The 19,409-nt window shown below is 40.1% G+C and carries 13 protein-coding genes; 12 read left to right on the forward strand and 1 reads right to left on the reverse strand.

The window, feature by feature from the left end:
• Positions 1 to 2 precede the first annotated feature (2 nt).
• The 11 genes from GAH_RS01070 (at position 3) to GAH_RS01120 (ending at position 12,180) form a co-directional block, all read left to right on the forward strand.
• Positions 3 to 1,154 carry a carboxylate--amine ligase gene (locus GAH_RS01070; protein ID WP_048094297.1) on the forward strand — a complete coding sequence of 384 codons (1,152 nt, stop codon included), beginning with the start codon at positions 3 to 5 and terminating at the stop codon, positions 1,152 to 1,154.
• Positions 1,155 to 1,160: 6 nt separating this feature from the next.
• Positions 1,161 to 2,207: a DUF354 domain-containing protein gene (locus GAH_RS01075; RefSeq protein ID WP_048094298.1), complete on the forward strand. Its 1,047-nt coding sequence runs from the start codon at positions 1,161 to 1,163 to the stop codon at positions 2,205 to 2,207.
• A 98-nt stretch (positions 2,208 to 2,305) separates the two neighbouring features.
• On the forward strand, positions 2,306 to 3,334 hold the full coding sequence (locus GAH_RS01080; protein ID WP_156967341.1) for a hypothetical protein: 1,029 nt from the start codon (positions 2,306 to 2,308) through the stop codon (positions 3,332 to 3,334).
• Positions 3,335 to 3,402: 68 nt separating this feature from the next.
• Positions 3,403 to 4,719, forward strand: a complete 1,317-nt coding sequence (locus GAH_RS01085) for a polysaccharide deacetylase family protein (protein ID WP_156967342.1) — start codon at positions 3,403 to 3,405, stop codon at positions 4,717 to 4,719.
• Between the two features lie 2 nt (positions 4,720 to 4,721).
• The gene (locus GAH_RS01090) at positions 4,722 to 5,720 is read left to right on the forward strand and encodes a GNAT family N-acetyltransferase (protein ID WP_048094301.1); all 999 of its coding nucleotides are present in this window, start codon (positions 4,722 to 4,724) and stop codon (positions 5,718 to 5,720) included.
• Positions 5,707 to 6,690: a GNAT family N-acetyltransferase gene (locus GAH_RS01095; RefSeq protein WP_048094302.1), complete on the forward strand. Its 984-nt coding sequence runs from the start codon at positions 5,707 to 5,709 to the stop codon at positions 6,688 to 6,690. Before GAH_RS01090 ends, GAH_RS01095 begins: the two co-directional genes overlap by 14 nt.
• Positions 6,691 to 6,702: 12 nt before the next feature.
• Positions 6,703 to 7,668 (forward strand): glycosyltransferase, encoded by a 966-nt coding sequence (locus tag GAH_RS01100; RefSeq protein WP_048094303.1) that lies wholly within the window; start codon positions 6,703 to 6,705, stop codon positions 7,666 to 7,668.
• Between the two features lie 7 nt (positions 7,669 to 7,675).
• Positions 7,676 to 9,262: an alkaline phosphatase family protein gene (locus GAH_RS01105; RefSeq protein WP_169745330.1), complete on the forward strand. Its 1,587-nt coding sequence runs from the start codon at positions 7,676 to 7,678 to the stop codon at positions 9,260 to 9,262.
• The gene (locus GAH_RS10995; protein WP_052747709.1) at positions 9,259 to 9,777 is read left to right on the forward strand and encodes an acyltransferase; all 519 of its coding nucleotides are present in this window, start codon (positions 9,259 to 9,261) and stop codon (positions 9,775 to 9,777) included. The genes GAH_RS01105 and GAH_RS10995 overlap by 4 nt, the downstream gene beginning before the upstream one ends.
• The gene (locus GAH_RS01115) at positions 9,752 to 10,759 is read left to right on the forward strand and encodes a lipid II:glycine glycyltransferase FemX (protein ID WP_156967343.1); all 1,008 of its coding nucleotides are present in this window, start codon (positions 9,752 to 9,754) and stop codon (positions 10,757 to 10,759) included. Before GAH_RS10995 ends, GAH_RS01115 begins: the two co-directional genes overlap by 26 nt.
• A complete protein-coding gene (locus GAH_RS01120) occupies positions 10,756 to 12,180 on the forward strand; it encodes an MATE family efflux transporter (RefSeq protein WP_156967344.1) in 1,425 nt (474 codons plus the stop codon). Before GAH_RS01115 ends, GAH_RS01120 begins: the two co-directional genes overlap by 4 nt.
• Here the strand turns inward: GAH_RS01120 and GAH_RS01125 are convergent.
• Positions 12,163 to 15,522, reverse strand: coding sequence for a hypothetical protein (locus tag GAH_RS01125; RefSeq protein ID WP_156967345.1), 3,360 nt, complete (start codon positions 15,520 to 15,522; stop codon positions 12,163 to 12,165). The genes GAH_RS01120 and GAH_RS01125 overlap by 18 nt on opposite strands.
• A gap of 234 nt (positions 15,523 to 15,756) precedes the next feature.
• Here GAH_RS01125 and GAH_RS01130 point away from each other — a divergent pair, with 234 nt between their 5' ends.
• Complete coding sequence (locus GAH_RS01130; RefSeq protein ID WP_048094308.1) at positions 15,757 to 19,182, forward strand: fibronectin type III domain-containing protein; 3,426 nt, start codon at positions 15,757 to 15,759, stop codon at positions 19,180 to 19,182.
• Positions 19,183 to 19,409: the final 227 nt, after the last annotated feature.

A 19,409-nucleotide genomic window follows, 5' to 3' on the forward strand; every position in this document is an offset into this window, starting at 1 on the left:
CCATGAGTGCTGTAATAACCAGTGCATCCAGCGTCAAATCTTTAGCAATTGCCAGAGGACTGGGGAAAATGGGTGTCTCAGTTATTGCAGCAGACCACAAAAGAATCTCACCAACGTTTTTCTCGAAGTACGTGAATTCAAGATTTCTCCACCCCAACCCAGAAAGAGACCCGCAAGGCTTCATAAAATCACTCTATACCCATCTATCGAAACTCCGACCGGATGTGCTGCTACCGGTGAACAGCACTGAGGTTATGTTAATCGCCAAGCAGAAGAAGTTGCTGGAAAAGGTTACAAGAATTCCTTTTGAGGAATATAACAGACTCTTAATGCTTCACGACAAGCGCAGATTCTACGAGCTAGCCGAGAATCTCGGCCTCCCGATTCCAAAAACCTACAGGGCCACCAGCATGGAGGATGTGAGAAAAATCGCAGAAAGAGTGGAGTACCCTGTAGTGATAAAACTTACCGACGCCACGAGTAGCAAGGGAATCACATATGCGAAAAATAGGGAGGAGCTACTGCAGAACTACAAAAAAACCGTAAAAGATTATGGTTTACAACCCGAAAACTATCCAGTAATTCAGGAGTATATCCCGGGTGATGGGTATGGCGTGTCCCTTCTTACCAACAATGGAGATCTTCGAGCGATATTCACCCATAAGAGATTGCGGGAATACCCTGCTACAGGTGGCCCGAGTTCGCTGAGACTCAGCACACGACATAGAAAAATGGAGAAAATAGCAAGGGAGCTCTTAAAAGAGGTGGAGTGGTACGGTGTAGCGATGGTTGAATTCAAGCTTGACGAAAGGTTCAACAAACCGGTGATAATAGAGGTAAACCCGAGATTCTGGGGTTCAATAAACCACGCCATAGTTTCCGGGGTCAATTTCCCCTATTTGCTCTACAAGATGGTCACAGAAGGAGATGTGGAAAAGGTCACCGACTACAAAACCGGAATAGTTACTGCCTATTTCATGAACGATATGAGGGCGGTAATATCCGCACTTATGAGCGGAAAAATTAGAAAAGTGCTTAAAATCACCAAAATAGATGCCTTCGATGAGTTTTCAAGCGAAGATCCGTTACCAGCATTCATATTCCCACTATCTGAGATCGAAGAGGCTGTCAGAAATATCTTCAATACGGAGTGATTCCAAATGAAAATCGTTATAGGTGTTGCTCATCCAAAGCATGCCCACATATTCAAGAATCCAGCCAGCAAATGGAGGGAAGAGGGACACGAGATATACGTAATAGCGATTAACAAGGGCGAAACGGGCTATCTGCTAAAAAAATACTTTAACAGTAGTGAATATACAATCATCGGAGAAAGCAAAGATAAATTGCACAGCAAAATCATCCACACTTCCGCACTCGAATTAAAATCGCTGAAGCTTTTGAAAAGGATTGAACCAAACATTGCGATCGGTAGAGCAATTCCACACCTGATACATGCAAGTGCTGCGTGTGGAACTAAATACATAATCTTCGAAGACACAGAGATGGCAAAACTGCTGCACAGGATTACCGTTCCGTTCTGCAATGCGATCGTGACTCCGAAAAATTTCATTGGAGATTTTGGAAAAAAACACATCAGGTTTGACGGTTTTTTTGAGCTTGCATATCTCCACCCAGAATATTTCAAACCAGACAGAAGCGTTTTAGATCTGCTGAACATTGCCCCAGACGAAAGATACATAGTAATGAGAACGATCTCATGGGACGCCTACCATGATGCAGGGCTTAGAGGCCTCTCAGACTACAGAGATGCGATAAAAAGACTCGAAAAATATGCCAGAGTCATTGTAATTAGCGAAAATAACGACAGGTTTCTGGAAAAATACAGAGTCAGCATACCACCTGAGAAAATCCATTCGCTTCTATATTACGCAGACCTGTATTTGGGAGAAGGGGGTACAATGGCAGTCGAATCTGCAATTCTTGGTACCCCATCAATCCACGTAGAGGCAACAGCATCTGGACTGCCAACCGGTCTAACATCAGGGAACTTTATAGAACTGAAAAATAAATACGGGCTGCTTGAATTCTACTCAGAACAGGAGAGTGCAGTTGATAAAGCCATAAACTTCCTTGAGGACAAAAAAATAAAGAAGCGGTGGAACAAAAAGAGGAACAGACTCTTGAAAGAGAAGATAGACGTTTCAAAATGGATTTACGAATTCGTTACCGAATTCCCATTATGATTATGGTCATAACAACTGAAATCATTTCTGACTAAAATAAATTTAACACTACGAAACTTTTTTATAGAGGGGAGATGTAAATGGGTTGGGGATTTGAGATGAAGAAAACAATTAAATGGATAACAATTGCCCTTGCAACAATGATGATGAGCATAGGTGCAGTGAATGCACTTAAGTTCACTATCGACGGAGATCTGACAGACTGGGGGATTACACCAACAGAAATCGAAACCGGCCTTAACTGTAACCCCAACGCAACAGTATGTACAGGAGATGTCTGGAAACCAGAATATGTCGGAATGGCTTCCCCACGATGGGTTGTGGAGGATGATGTCGACCCGCAATATGCCATTACTAATCCAGAGAGCTACGATTTTGGACCGCATTTCGCAGGATATGGTGCGAATTTCTGGATATATAAGGAACCAAAAGTAAACGGGCGAATTCAGCCTTCGCCACACAATGGGCTGCTTTATGGCACATGGGGTGACGATTTTGACGTAGAAGCAATATACGTTGACGAAGATGCAGACTACCTTTATGTCGCCGCTGTGGTTTCAGCACCGCCAGATGGGTACCAGAACCTTGGGTGGCCAAGGGGAGCTGCAGGAGATCTTGCTTTGGATGTGAGGACTGACATTCCTGGAGGATTTGGCGGGTACGATTTTGGAGTTAGACTTGGCACATGGGATGGAGACGGTGGCGCGGTGCAGTTTGGGATATACAGAACCGACGAAGATCGAGACTGGCATGAAGCTGTGGACTATGATTCAAACTCACCAGTAGTTGTTGATACCGCCAATGCTACCTTAGTAGGAAACGCAATTGGAGCATACATCAACGCCTCAGAAAAATGGGGAATATGGGAATACGTCAGAAACCTCAAAGACTCGACATATGACAAGAAACCAATATACATAGTAGAACTAGCGATACCAAAAACGAAGATAGGATTAACCAATGGAACATTCATTGTAGATAGATACTTCAAAGTCCACCTCTCAGAGGTCGGATGTGGTAACGACGCTGGCAATGTCTCAATACCAGAGTTCGTTACGCTGATTGCGCCAATAGGTCTGATAATTGGAGTAGTTTCAGCAATTCATTACAGGAGAGGGGCAAAATAAATACATTTTTAAATATCTTTTAAATATATTTTATCAAAACTAGCGCTTTTATAAAGAGGTGTCAATTGTTGTCAAGAGTGATACTGGAGAATGTCAAAAGAGAGTCAATCATAGGTATAAGATACATGCTATCCACTCACCCTCAAAACTACTCATTAAAAAACAACATAGTGGAGATCAGATCTCGACAACAAAAAACGATAAAATTTCAGAACAACAACATGCCAATTGAGAAAATAATTGAAAGAATTATAAAAATAAAAAATCATAAAAAGCAGGTAGAATGGATTCTCGAGAATTTTGTAAAGAGCGACCGTAACAGCATCAGTATTGAAATCGATATACCAGAGATGGCAACGAAAATAATAACAAACTACGACAAAATATTCCAGAAAATTGATAAAAAGGAAGAAATGGCTGAAACACCTGTTGCAGATGTTCTGGCAGCTGCATTCAGAGAGATACTGCTGGAGTGCGGGGTTCCTGAGAAAAATCCATGGCCATCCGAAAAAAGGTTTGCACTATGCTTGACACACGACGTTGATGAACTGAAAAAAACATACCAATACCTCACTAGAACTATCCATTACATAAAACAACGGAAATTAAGACGTGCTGTAAGAAATTTTATTTCTGCTGTTCCGGACAAATTACTGGACAAAAATCCATATTGGACCTTCGATCAGATAGAGGAGATAGAGAAGCAGTATAATGTCAGATCCACATTTTTCTTTTTAAAAGAGACGGCAAAGGTGCGCCCATTTGCTCCAGAAACATGGAAACACTACGGCAGGAGATACAATTGGAATGAACCAAAAATAAAAGAAAAAATACAGCAGCTGAACAGGAACGGGTGGGAGATTGGACTCCATGGGTCTTATGAATCATACAAGAGTCTTAAACTGCTGTCAACCGAGAAAAAAGAGCTTGAGCAGGTCACCCAAAACAAAGTTGTTGGGATTAGACAGCACAATCTCAATTTGCTAATCCCAGACACCTGGGAACTACAGAGAGATGCTGGCTTCGTGTACGACATGAGCCTGGGATTCAAAGGTGGTAGATACATCGGATTCAGGGGAGGAGTTTGTTTTCCATTTTACCCTGTCAAGGGCTTGTTGGAGATACCTACAACAATTATGGATATATCCATAAATCAAGGGTACAGGTTGAGAGACTTCGAGAAAATTCTGGAAACGGTAAGTTACTTCGGTGGTGTCTGCAACATCCTCTGGCACCATACAGTATTTTCAGAGGAATATCATAGTTGGGACAGGATCTATGAAAAAATAATAGAAAAAGCTATTGAGATGGATGCATGGATATGCAATGGTAGGGATCTCACAAAGTGGTGGAACGAGAACAGAACCCGAGTGACAGGTGGTTAACGGTGAAGCTTAGAGCTGAAATTGCAGACGAGAAGAAAATATGGAATGAAATCGTTGAAGAGGCAAATGCAACAATATTCCACCGGTGGGAGTGGTTAAAAACCTTTGAAACGTTCTCTGGATACACCTTCGAGCCATATATACTCTACAACAAAAAAACACCCGCAGGAGTGATGCCCATATTTACCATAAACAAGTTCAAGTTGAAATTTAGCTTTTCACCACCCCCTCATTCCGCAATTCCATTTCTAGGTTTTGCATTTTCAAAATACAGCTCGCTGAAACAAAATAAAAAAGAAGGACTCATACAGGAAAGCTGTAAGCTAATAAACAAACTGAGCGAAACGTCAACATCATTTTCAATGATACTGCATCCAGAGATACCTGATGTCAGACCATTCCTGTGGGAAGGATATGAGGTCAAGCCGACATACCATTATGTAATAGACCTGTCACCGGGAGAAAAAACGCTACTGAATAATTTCAAAGGAAGTGCCAGAAAAAGCATAAAAAAGGGTATGAGCATGTTTGAAATTAAGGAAGGAGGACTAAAAGAGCTGAAAACCATTTTAGAACTGATGAGAAAAAGATACATCGATCAAAAAAGAAAAGTAAAAGTCCCATTCGAATATATATACGAAGTATACAATAAATTTGAAGACAATTTCCAGATACTCACTGCAGAATTCGAAGGGGAGACAATAGGCGGGGTCATTAACATACTGGATGGAAGCAAGGTGTACAGTTGGCTAGGAAATACAAAATCAAATATTTCCGGAGTTTATCCAAACGATTTGCTTATGTGGGAGTCGATAAAAAGAGCATGTAGTGATGGATACAAATTGTTCTATGAAATTGGTGCCAATACACCTCACTTAATAACCTACAAATCCCGTTTCAACCCGGAACTGGTGATCTGTTTTTCAGTTTCTAAAGAAAAGTTTCTCGGTAAAGTTGCCAGAAAAACATATACGAGCGTATCAAAGTATGTCGGGCTCTAACTTACAGATAACCATAGCAGATAAAAACACGTGGAAAAAAACCGTGGATGCAATAAACAAAGCCACGGTGTTCCACACATGGGAATGGTTAAGTATTCTTGAAAAATATGCTCCCAAAAAATTCGGAAAACGTCCAAAATTAATTCCATTAATACTACAGTACGACGATCACAGCACAATTGCCGCGATACCCATTTTCATCTATGAACTGCCAAAAAGAACCATAGTATATTCGCCACCTCCAAAGACTCACACACTATACCTTGGACCGTTGATTAATTGGAGAAGTGAGATGAAGAAAATCAAAATAACGCTCAGTATGCTGGAATATATATCTGAAAACCTAGATCCAGCATATGTGCGTATAGTTTCACCACCAAGGAGCACAGATTACCGGCCATACCAGTGGAGGAATTACAGAATAAACATGTTTTCAACATATTTTATAGAACTGCATGGAATGGAGACCTGGGCAAATCTACCAAAAAAACTTAGGAAAAACATAGCGTCTGCTGAGAAGAAGTACGAAATCTGCACTGGTGGTAAAAAAGAGCTGCAAGAGATTATTGCAAGACTCAAGGAGAAAAAACACTTGAATGGCCCAGAAGAGATGATCCATGATGTAACTAGGGAGATGGAGTGCAAACTAATAGTCGCCAAAAAAGACGGAGAACTTATAAGCGGCACTCTTTTTCTGAAATACAACAATGTCATCACTGCATGGATAGGAAATGCTGCTCCTAAAACGAGAGCCCCGTATGTAAACGAGCTTGTCATGTGGAAAGGTATGGAGTGGGGCATCGAAAACGATTGTCAGGTGTTTGAAATCCTGGGTGCCCACGAGGAGGCCCTGTTCCCATTTAAAGCAAAATTTAATCCTGAGTTTACCCCATATATAAACGCTGAATTTTGCACAATACCTGCGAGATTCATAAAAATTTTAAAAAAATTAAAAATGTTAAATTTTTAAGGTGAAATTTTAATGCGGATCTGTTGGTTAGGCGAATCCGGAGAACTAGGAGCCGGAATATACAGCAAAATGGTATTAAATGCACTTTCAAAACACTACGAAGTCGAAACTGTCAAAATAAAACCTGGTGCATTGGTTAGCCACGCACACGTTGCCTCTCTCACAAATAGACTGGACGAAAAATATGATGTTGTAATTAGAGGGTTTCACGACACCATACCCCTGATAGGTAAAATGAATAGAGCAAAAAACATAACAATACTGCAGTTCGCACTTTACAGAAGTGGTGTGAAAAAAATAGCATACACGTTTGATAAACTTTTTCTAAAAAATATAAAAAACGTTGATGTTGTTGTAACGGTATCAAAATACATGAAGAACTTGCTTGAAGCAAATGGAAACAAAAATACCAGAATAGCATACAACGCGTTTGAGATAGACAAGTTTAAAATTAGCAAACAAAAGCTTTCAGAGTTCAAACAGAAATATAACCTAACTGGAAAACCAGTAATATATATCGGGAACTGCAGAAAAGAAAAAGGTGTGCTGGAAGTCTACGAAGAACTGAAAGATCTGGATGCCCACCTGGTAAGCAGTGGCAAAAAAATGGTTGACGTGCCATCCAAAAATTTCGAGTTGAGTTACGACGAGCATATAATTCTCCTGAAATCATCAGACATTGTGATAAATATGTCAAAAATTCCAGAAGCGTGGAACAGGACAGCACATGAGGGTATGTTGTGCAGAAAACCAGTAATAGGGTCTGGAAGCGGAGGCATGGAAGAACTGCTAAACGGCGGCAAGCAAATCATCTGTAAAAATTTCGGGAAATTGAGGCCAATTGTGGAGCAGTTATTGGAAGACAGGAAAACTAGAAAAAAATTAGGAAATACCGGATATAAATTCGCAAGTAAATTTACAAGTAAAAAATTCGAAAAAGAGTGGGTGACCATAATTGAGGAACTGTCAAAAAGGTGATGCTGCTGTGTCAAAACCAAAGGTATTCGTAATAGGTCTCGATGGTGCAACCTGGGATGTGATCCTCCCCCTGGTCGAGAGAGGTGAATTGCCTACCTTCAAAAAACTTATTGAGAATGGAGCGTGGGGTGTGCTGAAAAGCACAATCCCTCCGGTTACAATCCCGGCCTGGCCAGCGTTTGTAACCGGAAAAAACCCGGGAAAATTTGGAGTTTTTGATTTTTTTGTTGTAGATGAGAATGGCGAATCGAGAATAGTCACTTCCAAGGACATAAAGTCCAAGAAACTATGGGATTATCTGGGATTTTTTGGTCTGAAGTCTATAGTGGTTAATCTGCCCAACTCCTATCCAGTGGAAAAAATAAATGGGGTTATGGTCTCCGGCATGCTCACACCGGAGGGGAAGCCCTTCGCATATCCTCCTGAAGTGGAGGAGATTGCCAAGGAGATCGGGTATGTGATTGAGGTAGATTCGGATGTGATAAAGAAGTACAGGGGGAAATACGAGCTAATAAACGAACTACTGAGGATAATTGACAAAAGATTTAGATTTGCAGATTATTTATTGAAGAGGTACAAATGCGACTTTTTCTTCATATTGGTACGCGAAACCGACATAATTCAGCACTCGGAGTTCAAGAACTTAAATAAAATAGCCACTGTGTACAAATACATTGATTCAAAGATCTCGGAGTTCATAGATCGATATTTTGATGACAATACAATATTTATACTGATGTCTGATCATGGATTCTCTCCATTAAATAAACACATATACATTAATAATTTATTGTATAAAAATAAATTATTAAAAATAAATAATCAAAAAATATCAAACAATAAGAACACTGATATCATCTATAGAGTCCTGCTTAAGTTAGGAATTACGAAAAAGGATCTTGGTAGAATCTTCAAAAAATTCAAACTTGACAAAATTGTAGTCAAAATCCTACCATTATCACTGCTAGGTAGTATACCCACATCGGTATACGATGTCGACATGAAAGAAAGTGTAGCATATTTTGGAGGCAAATTTGGTATGGAGTCTACTTACATACTAATTAACAAACAAAAATTTTCTACAAAGGAGGAATATGAAACTACGAGAACAAAAATAATAGAGATTCTAAAAAAAGTAAAAGATCCCAAAACCGGTAAACCAGTAATTACAAGAGTGTTTAAAGGAGAAGAGTTGTTTAATGGAGAATTCTCATCTTCAGCCCCAGACTTGGTCATATTATTGGAAAAGGGATACAGCATGAACGCATCCATCACAAAAGATGGCACAATCATTGAAGAAATTCCCCTTCCTTCTGGAACACATGATACAGATGGGATTGTATTATTCTATGGGAGAGACATAAAGCCAACAAAACTAGATGATGCCACAATATATGATCTCATGCCAACAATCCTACATATTTTCGGGCTACCCATACCAAACGATGTGGACGGAAAGATTCTCAGAAGTGTCTTCCGCGAAAATAGCGAAATAGCCACGCGAGATCCAAGCATAATCGACGTCGCTCAGTATCGAGAAATGGAAGAAAAAGATAAAATTAGGAGAAAAATACAGAAACTAAAGATCATATGAGTGATGTCATAATGAATAGGAAATTAAGAGATCTGTATTTGTGGATAACTCACCTAATAGCAATGCAAATACCTTTTGGAAGAGTTAAAAGACTGTTCTATAGCCTTAGAGGCACCAGTATTGGCAAAAATGTAGACATATCCACTGGAGTGTTTATAGAAGAAAGTTTTCCAGAACTGGTCACAATAGAGGATTATGTGGACATAGGTCCAAACGTCATAATAGTTACACATGACTCGAGTCCGCGGTGCATAGACCCCAACATACCAATAGTAAAAAAGAAGGTCGTTATAAAAAAACGGGCATACATCGGTGCTGGAGCTATAATACTGCCCGGCGTAACAATTGGCGAAGGTGCGATTGTGGCTGCGGGAGCTGTTGTGACTAAAGACGTACCACCTAGAAAGATAGTGGCTGGCATACCAGCGAAAATAATTGGAGATGTTGAAGACTACTTAGAAAAATTTAAGCCACGAGAGGGGATCACTGTTGGAAATAAGGGCAGAATTGAATAAAAACTTATGGAACGAAATTGTCCAAGCCAGTCCGCACGGTACAATGTTCCACAGTTGGGACTGGCTAAAAATAGCAGAAAAATACTCAAAATGGAAACTGATGCCGTTCATAATCTACAAAGGTGATAAACCTGTTGGAGTATATCCGATATATTACCAAAAAAAGAGACTCCTAAAAATGGCGTTTTCACCTCCACCAGGAGTCTTGCAGCTATATCTCGGACCCATATTCGCACATTATAACAGCCTGAAACAGAGTAAGAGAGAAGCCCTCCTCATTGAAACTCAAGAAAAAGTCAATGAAATACTTTCAAAAAAGCGTATTAACTACACCAGAATCAGAACAGTGCCCGGAATAACAGACTGCAGATATTTTAGGTGGAGCGGATATGAAGTAGAACCATTATTTACCTACATAATTGACATAAGCCAAGGAATAGAAACAGTGTGGCATGGATTTAAAAAAGAGTTGCGAAAGAATATAAAAAAGGCATCTAACGAGGGCGTGGTGGTTCAAGAAGGTAATGTAGAAGACATAGGCTTTATCGATGAAATGATTACACAAAGGTTCAGGGATCAAGGCATGAACAGAAGAGGTCTCAAAAGATATCTTAAAGAAGTATATTCAGCCCTTTCACCAGATTACGTTAGAGTTTTTGTAACCAAATACAAAAACGAAATGATTAGTGGGCAAATCGTTCTTTGCCACAACAATCGTGTTTCTTTTTGGGTTGGTAGTCCAAAAACCGAGGTATTGAGAGGTATACCAAATGACCTGATGCAATGGGAGATCATAAAATGGGCATATAACAACGGATACAGATGCGTCGAGATAATGGACGACGGGCTCAATCCAAGGCTTATCCACTACAAATCGAAATTCAACCCAGATTTAGTTCCGTGGTACTCCGCAACCAAATACGTTCCAAAATTCTTAAAATACGTGGAAAGCTATGCAAAAAGGGTGTTATCAAGAACATGATGAGGAGAAATTTGGCATTTTATTCATTACTGGTAATGTTCATCACAGTCTTAATGAAAATAAGCGGACTCTTGAGCAAGATCGTCATAACAAAGTACCTCTCTCCGTTGGAGTATGGAATTCTGACATTTGTCACAATTTCGCTCCCCCTGATGTTTCAATTTGTAACCAACCTATCATTTTTCAACTTACTGTCTCACTCAAAAAAAGGCAAACACTATTTTAAGTTCAGTTTATTTTATGTTATATTATCCTGTGCTGTGATAATAGCCTTGTTCTACATTTTCTTAGATAAAATCCTAACAATGTTTGAAATTTCACCCGACTATGCTCAAATTACATTTCTGACGTTTTCATTACTCCTATTCCCGATGTCAGTGTCCGTAGTATTGATGGGCTTGTTTAGAGGTCTTAGAAAATACTCAGTAGCTACAATAACCTCATCCCTCCCAACTTTTCTGAAATTCGTGTTCATAGCGATTCTTGCTGTAACACTGCAAAAATTAACCCTGAATCTCACCATACTTGCTACAGTTATTTCGACATGGGTTGCTCTTCTTGCAATCGTTGCATATGAATGGCAAACGATAAAATCCAGCATACACACTAAATATTTTCTCCCAAAATTAGATATGTTCCTATTCAGCTTATCTATATTCACAGTGGGCTCTTATGGCACACTACTTCAGATAATAGGCCGACTTATAATTGCGTATGACATTGATGTCACATACCAAGGATACTTGGACATTTCAATTACATTGATGACACTGCTATCGATCCCAATGATAGCACTTAGTTTTCTCACAATACCAGAGGCAACAAGCGCCAATACCAAAGAGGAGTTGCTAACCGGTGAAATAAACGATGTTGCAAGACTTCTGTTATCAATCTTGGTATTTTTAGTGATAATCGTATCTATATATCCTCATGAGCTGATAATGTTTTTATTTTCATCAAAATACAGCCCAGCAGCTGAATATGTTGTCTTCCTTGCAGTGGGTAGTATATTCATGTTTATCCAGCAATTTATAGCCTATGTCGAGATATCATTTTACGAAACATTATCTGAGTACAGGCCGTTTGTCATATTTACGATTGCCTGTCTTGTGCTCTTTTTAGCCACCACACATATTCTTGTTATATTGTTCGGGTTTATTGGCGTATATGTTTCCAATTTACTGTTTAAAGTAGTCTATTTTGCAGGCAGCCTGAAAGTTTCGAGCAAAAAAACAGCTAAAATCTTTCTAACGAAAATAGAACGCCTCACGATATCTACTGTAGCAACTATAAGCTTTCTATTGGTTACAAAGGGAACACTGAACTTCATTTTCGAAATAGCTATAGCCGCCATAATATTTACGCTATTAGTTGTTAAAACGAAATATTTCGACTTGAGAAAGCTACTCTATTCTCTCTGAGATCATTATGTGTTTAATCTGCTTCGGCCCAATATGGACTGGGATTAGATATTCGCAATACCCATGCTGGCAGATTTTACCCGCAACACTACCGTTAGTGATTGAATACTTCTCCCCATAGTTCGGAAGTGTCAAAACTAACGTCAAATCAACATCTACAGAGTTATTGTTATACAGTATTATGGACCTAACAGTGGAATTTCCGGCAACTTTCACATAAACACCCTTTAGGCTTTCAAAATTGGATACCAACTCCGATAAGGGAATGGAGTAGAACCTCCCCTCTGAAGTAATTAACGAAGTAAAATTGGAGACAACATTTCTGTAATCACTACTGAGAAGTTTCGAAGAGTCAAATCGCAATACAACAGGATCTCCAGAGTTGAGTGCTGAATTCAGAAGCGCTCGATATGCGGACAGGGGCTCTGGATAAAAATACAGTGCACCACCAAGCTTTGGAAGGGAAAGAGGAACGGATACTATTTGGATATCACTTCCATTCAGATACAGCGATCTAAAATGCCTATAACCTTCCTGAAATAGAATGTCATAGGGTGGTAGAATCTCGCGAGCTATAATATATGATACTCCATAGTCAGCCAGCAATTTAAGAGACTCCAAATCATAAACAGGCTCCTCAAAGTAAATTCCCACCACATGCACATCCATGTCCCTCAGATACTCGATGAAATCCAGAATTTCGCTCACATTTGCCTCTCGAGTAACGTACAGAACTACTTCAGCATATTGATTCAGGTTAGAGCTATTCAAATTTGTTTTCAAATCCCTGATACTAAACATGGGTGTTACTTTCAGACCAGCATCTCTAAGAAAACCCAAGCCTTCTACCGAGGCATTGTTATTATGGGGATCCACCAAACTGAGTACTGAAACTGGAATTTTTCCGTCAGAATATGGTAGCAACTGCATGTTGTAGAAATAGATGTTTTCAGTTGCTGAACTAACATTACCCAAACTCAGCCATTGTATCCATTCAGAAGTTTCTCCCGGGTACACTATATCACTGGTCTTTACATCAACAAAATAGTAGTCGTACCTCACCGAACCCTGATACGCGATCAGATTGGGGAAAGGGATAGATGGCTCAAAATACGTTAGAACTCCAAGTGTAGAGCCATTTCCAAGATAAAGTCGATTCATTTTTGTATTCTTTATATATATTTTATCCTCACTCTGATAAATTTTTCTATCATATCTTTTTCCAGTGGCGTCCCAGAACTCAAAAGATGAAATTGGTGTAAAATACATGGTAGTGTACCGGATCTTAGCCACAGCATGCCCAGATACGTCATTAGATACCTTAATTGTTTTACGAATTGCTTTTTCAAAAAAGCAATATTCTAATGTAACGTTAAAGTACTCTTTCCCATTAATCGAGTAAATTGTAGAGTAAATTACCCTGTTTTTCCCCACTATAACCTTATCGAATGGTAACTCTTGCGTGACAAAACCACCTTCTTCCCCAGACGGCCCTAAATCAAAAGATATGTAGTCATAAATTCCACCTTCACCGAGAAGGTTAGTAGTTCGATTCCCCAAGAACAAAATTGTTGGGGTGGATTTGCTAAGTCTCACCTTATAAACACTTGTCTCAACAAGATACGTATCACCTGCATCTAGGACCTTCACATTTTCATCAAAAGTTATTCGATCACTGATATTGGAAAAGACAGTTTCTTCTTTAATATATCTGTAGATGGAGAAGAAATCAACTGACGAGTAAATTTTGTCGAGTTGAGTGTTGGAATCAATCGTAAGGCTTTCAGGTGGCAGACCTACGATTCTAAAAACTTTACTCCACAAAATTACATACTTTACACCAAAAGTTGCGTATAAGTCCTTGACGTATTTCTCTGACCCGATACCAAAATAAGTATTTCTCAGATCAAAACCATATCTCCTCAGCTCACTCCCGTGACCAAGAGAGGTCACATCCGGTGGTATTTTGTCACCATAAATTGAAATCCTATGTCTTAATGCATAGCTCGCCGCCCCTTCATCCGGACTGCCAACACCACCCAACCACTCCAGCCCGGTAACCAAATACCTTTCTCCACTAATTTTTGGATAGAAGTAATACATTCCAACAACAACAGTAACAACCAAAGCGGTGAAAAAAAGAAGAGACAGTGTTACCCCCAAGAAATACTTAACCCTGCCATTTTTCAGAGTTTTAATTTTTCTCAGCAAGATTAAGTAACCAAACGTCGCTGCAATAGGAATGATAAGCCTAAAATAAGCAAGTTCCCTAAGTGCCCTTTCCTGAGCGTAATACGCAGAAGGGATTACTACAATTGCAATAGACAAAAACATGACCAATGTCATTCGGTTTTTTAAAAAGCCAAGCAAAGCCAAAACTGAATGTACCGGGCCGAGCCATATGGGCCAATAAGGCGGTGTGTGTGAAAGTGAGGATACACCAAATAGTGCTGGAAGACTTATAGATTCTTTTAACTTATAATAGATATCTTTAAAAATAATATGGATATACACCATAACATTGGATACAGCGTAAACTAATGCTATAAACAGCACAACATACATGAGATCTAATTTCAAGAATACGTTGTCGTACAACAACAAACCCAGTGAATTCAGATAGGGTATTGGAAACAACTCAGTTACCGAAACGATGAGTCTGGCTTTATTGATGTACTGATTGTGAACGTACGGGAAAGTGTGCATTCCAATAAGATAAAAAATCATTAAAAAGACCAAATACATTAAAGACCGGTAATTGACCCTGCCATTCAAAAGACTGTAGACAAAACTGTAAGACACAACAAAATACAGTACAAACATAAATGAGCCTGCATGAGTAAAGGGCAGTATGCCTATAACTAATACTGCCATGATTTTAAGCCTATAATCATTCCGTATCAGGGAATGAATAATAATTATAAGAAAAGGCAAAACGAAAACAGATGGGGTGTGCTGGAGCATGCCCATTACTGCCCCCGGAGTTGTCAAAAGCAACAATAAAGCCACGACTGAAAAGCGACTTAATCCGTAGCCAAGAGCATAGCTTCTGTAGACAAACAACATAAGCAAAAACAGAATAACCGGCACGACTAATGAAGCAGATGCTACATCCAGTCCAGTTATTTTGAGCAAAATCGAATCGAATAGCCACATCCCAAAAGGGTATCTGTATCCAATAAACTGATTCTCCTGACATTGAAGATAAAAATCATCTAGAGAATTGGATAACACCATTTGTTTTACATAAAATAAATGTGTAAATACATCGGTACCCTGAGGAACCTGGTACACAAAAACAGGAAACAGATAACCAACAAACACGAGGTACACCAATACCAACAAATACCAATCTTTTTTCCGGATTTGAAGGTTTAATCTACTTAACATCTTGGAGGTGAGTTTTTCACAAAATGTATTTAATCTTTCGTATTACAAAGTCCAACACCTGAAGAACCGACTTGAGATTGCAATTCCAAAAACACTATGAAGGTGATTTAATCTTTATATGTCAAGACCAAATGAATTCAACACAAGACGAAATATTTTTAAGTAGTGCTGAAAATAAGATTTGTTATGATTAGGATAATTACTCTAATCATAATAATGACAGTAACGATTCAGATATGCGCTGCAGCGACGGTGCAAAACGTCGGCCAGTTTGGATGGGGGCCAGTAAAAGCATTAGAGGTTGACAAACAAAACAAATTGCTGTACATCGGAGCAGGTGCCACTTTATGGGTATACAGCATTGAAGATCCAGAAAACATGACTAAAATCAGCGAAATATCACTCGGGTGGAGAATTTACGGAATGAATTTGTCGGGCAATTATCTGTATGTTGCAAACGAAAAAAGGGTTGTTATTATAGATGTGTCTAACCCCATTCAACCAAAAATCATCGGAGAAGTAACACAAAATACATCGAATTATGAAGCTTACGATATCGCCGTTTATGGTAGCTACGCGTTCGTAGCTGCAGGCAATTACGGCCTCCAAGTACTTGATGTCTCAGACAAAACGAAACCAAAAGAAGTAACTCACCTAGACCTATATGGCAAAAAACTCAAAATATCGGGTGATTACGTTTATCTACTCACACACGATTACAGCGATATATACATAATAGACATAGCCAACCCAAGCAATCCAGTTCTAAAAAGCACATTTACAATGCCTAAAGGAAGACCTTTTGACATAAAAATCTCAAACAACATCGCATACGTTACAGAATACCCGTGGGGGATCTGGGCAATAGACGTATCAGATCCTTCAAATCCAAAAGTGCTGGGAAACTGCACCGGTTCATACTATGGTGAATACGAATCGAGTGGTATAAATGTAAAAGACGGCTACGCCTTCGTATCTACATGGTATAGAGGTCTTGTGGTGTACGATGTCTCAAATCCAAGCAATATAAAATTAATATGTGAATTGCCCTCAACTGGTTTTAAAGGATACTTAGGAGAAGTTGAAATTTTCGAAAATCTGGCTTTTGTAGCGGGGCATTATTCGGGGGTGGGTATATACAATATTTCAGATGTGCAAAACGGCGAACTTATCGATAAGATACCTACAGTGGGTAGAAGCTTCGGACTCGGAGTGATAGGCAATTATATGCTCATAGGTAGTGACAGTGGATTGCTGATAGTAAATGTCACCGACCCATCTACTCCAAAGCTTGAAAATACCTTGAAAATAGGGAGAACCTGGGGGCTAATAATTGACAAAAATCGTAATCTGGCCATCACACACTCTATGTGGTACGGCCCAGCAATAGTAGATATCTCAGACCCTACTAAACCGACAATACTGTCAAGATACACACCCAACACTGGCCCGATTGGAATCAGGGACAATTACCTTTACATAATCAACCACATTACAAAAGAACTTGAAATCGTGGACATCTCAAACATCTCACAGCCAAAGAAAATATCCAATGTATTTATAGGAAGTGTCTGGAGGGGCGCATTATATCTGAACTACACATTCATAACCTCGGCAAACAATGGAATAACAATAGTTAACATAAGCAACCCCTATAATCCACAGATAGTTTCAAGAGTTCTTGAAGATAAAAAAGGGTTCATCCCGCGCCCGGTATTTAGTGGAAATTACATGTTTGCAGCAGCAGAAGGAAGAGTGTTTGTGGTGGATATATCAGATGCCTCAAATCCAGTGGTGGTATATGAGAGCGACCCTATGTCAATTCAATCGCTTTGGATACAGGGCAAATATTTAATAGCTGGCTCTAAAGATTCAATCAAGATATTCGATATCTCAGATCCTGTAAATATAAAAATACTTGGAGATTTTCACGTCGCTCATGGGCCTGTGGTTGACGTAATGGCCGATGACAGATACATTTACACTGCCAATGATTACTGGGGTGCAGAAATATTCTCATACTCTCTAGAAGCAGATACAATACCACCTAAAATAGAGAATATTTCAATAAAATCAGTAACTGCAACTTCTGCAACGATAGTATGGAACACCGATGAGTATTCCGACAGTGCAGTAAAATATGGAACCGAATCCGGAAATTACACCTACTACATGTCTGACCCAACGTTCAAAACAACCCACTCACTGACTCTCACGAACCTCATCCCCAACACGAAATATTATTTTGTGATAATATCCAAAGACATGAGCGGAAACAACGCTCAATCTGAAGAGTATACTTTTACAACATCGATTGAAGAGAAACCACCGCTGACAGAATATACGATTAAACCAACGCCGCAGCAAGGATGGTTGAACACATCAGCAACCATAACCTTCTTTCGCACCGACGATGTTGGGGTTGCTTACACTAACTATTCTATGGTATCTGAGAAAGGCCCGTGGACGAAGATAGAGGGAGAGCAGCCATTCAGCATAACAATCTCAAGCGAGGGAGAGACGACAATCTGGTACTACAGCGTAGACGTCAATGGAAGTGCCGAGCAGGTGAAATCACTTACACTCAAGATAGACATGACTCCACCAAAAATACAAAACATAAGCGTGCTGTCAGATGTGAATTCTGCCACAATTTCGCTGAACACAGACGAGACGACCACCTGCAAGATATACTACGGAACCGACCCTCAGCATCTGAGCAGTGTCGCTGAGTGCACAGCATACTCAACGAACCACACAATTCCGCTCAACCAGCTGAACCCGAACACCACGTACTACTTCAGGGTACACGTTGAAGACGTGGCCGGAAACACAAACACGAGTGAAGTTATCTCCCTGACGACGCTCACAGAAATTGTTCCTACTCCTACACCATCACCTCAGCCCACACCAACACCCACTCCAACTCCCACCGCCACACCAACCCCATCGAGCGGTGGTTCCGGTGGAGGGGGTGGTTCTGGCTACTACGGTGGCGGATTTGGAGGTGGCGCCCCAATATCACCTCCAATGCCCGCCGCAAGCAGCAGTGCTGACGCTGGTGAAGAGGAGAACAAGGTAAAGGCCAATGAATCCCTTGAGGTCAAGATGCCGGAAAACATCACCGCAGGAAGAAACGTGAGCGTCGAGGTAAAGTGTCCAGAGCCGAACGGAACGCTCACAATAGTATTTCCGGAAGAGTGGAGGATGGAAAATGTGTCTCTCTCTGCTGCAAACCTTGGCGAGCTGCACATCTTCGTGCCAGACAACATCACCCACGGCAATTACACCCTGAAGTTCGTCTACGCGCGCGGCAAGGATGTCATCACGAAGACCGTTACTGTGAGGGTCGCAGGCTCTCAGCAGAGTGCTGAACCCAGCCAGACATCCACACACACAAGTGAAGAGGTGCTTCCTGCACCGGAAACGCCTGCACCAACACCCACACCTCAGGTCACTCCAAGCCCAGAAAATGTGCCCTACAAGACACCCACCCCACAGACAGCAGAGGAGGGTGTGGAGAAGATGGGAATGATCAGCAGAGTGACAGAGGCAATAATCTCAATCATAAAGGCCATAGTGAATGCAATCTCCAACCTGTTTTCTCTCTAAATTTTTCAGCCCAAAAGCAGTTTTTTGACCAGATCTACCACTACTATCAGCATGTCGAACAGTTTTAATGTTAGAGCTATACCGGCAAGCTCCTTGAGACCCAGCATTAGAATGTACTATGTTTAATTGAATATTTTAATTTTTCTGTTAAAATATTATTATACTAATAATTAAGATAATAATGATGGCTTTCCCAAATTGCACCCACAGAAGAGAATTAATAGGGA

Source organism: Geoglobus ahangari, assembly GCF_001006045.1.
Taxonomy (GTDB): domain Archaea; phylum Halobacteriota; class Archaeoglobi; order Archaeoglobales; family Archaeoglobaceae; genus Geoglobus; species Geoglobus ahangari.

Excerpts from the sequence above, each read along its gene's own strand:
- GAH_RS01075 (WP_048094298.1), top strand. The coding sequence starts at position 1,161 with ATGAAAATCGTTATAGGTGTTGCTCATCCAAAGCATGCCCACATATTC.
- GAH_RS01100 (WP_048094303.1), top strand. The coding sequence starts at position 6,703 with ATGCGGATCTGTTGGTTAGGCGAATCCGGAGAACTAGGAGCCGGAATA.
- GAH_RS01080 (WP_156967341.1), top strand. The coding sequence starts at position 2,306 with ATGAAGAAAACAATTAAATGGATAACAATTGCCCTTGCAACAATGATG.
- GAH_RS01130 (WP_048094308.1), top strand. The coding sequence starts at position 15,757 with ATGATTAGGATAATTACTCTAATCATAATAATGACAGTAACGATTCAG.
- GAH_RS01070 (WP_048094297.1), top strand. The coding sequence starts at position 3 with ATGAGTGCTGTAATAACCAGTGCATCCAGCGTCAAATCTTTAGCAATT.
- GAH_RS01120 (WP_156967344.1), top strand. The coding sequence starts at position 10,756 with ATGATGAGGAGAAATTTGGCATTTTATTCATTACTGGTAATGTTCATC.
- GAH_RS01095 (WP_048094302.1), top strand. The coding sequence starts at position 5,707 with ATGTCGGGCTCTAACTTACAGATAACCATAGCAGATAAAAACACGTGG.
- GAH_RS10995 (WP_052747709.1), top strand. The coding sequence starts at position 9,259 with ATGAGTGATGTCATAATGAATAGGAAATTAAGAGATCTGTATTTGTGG.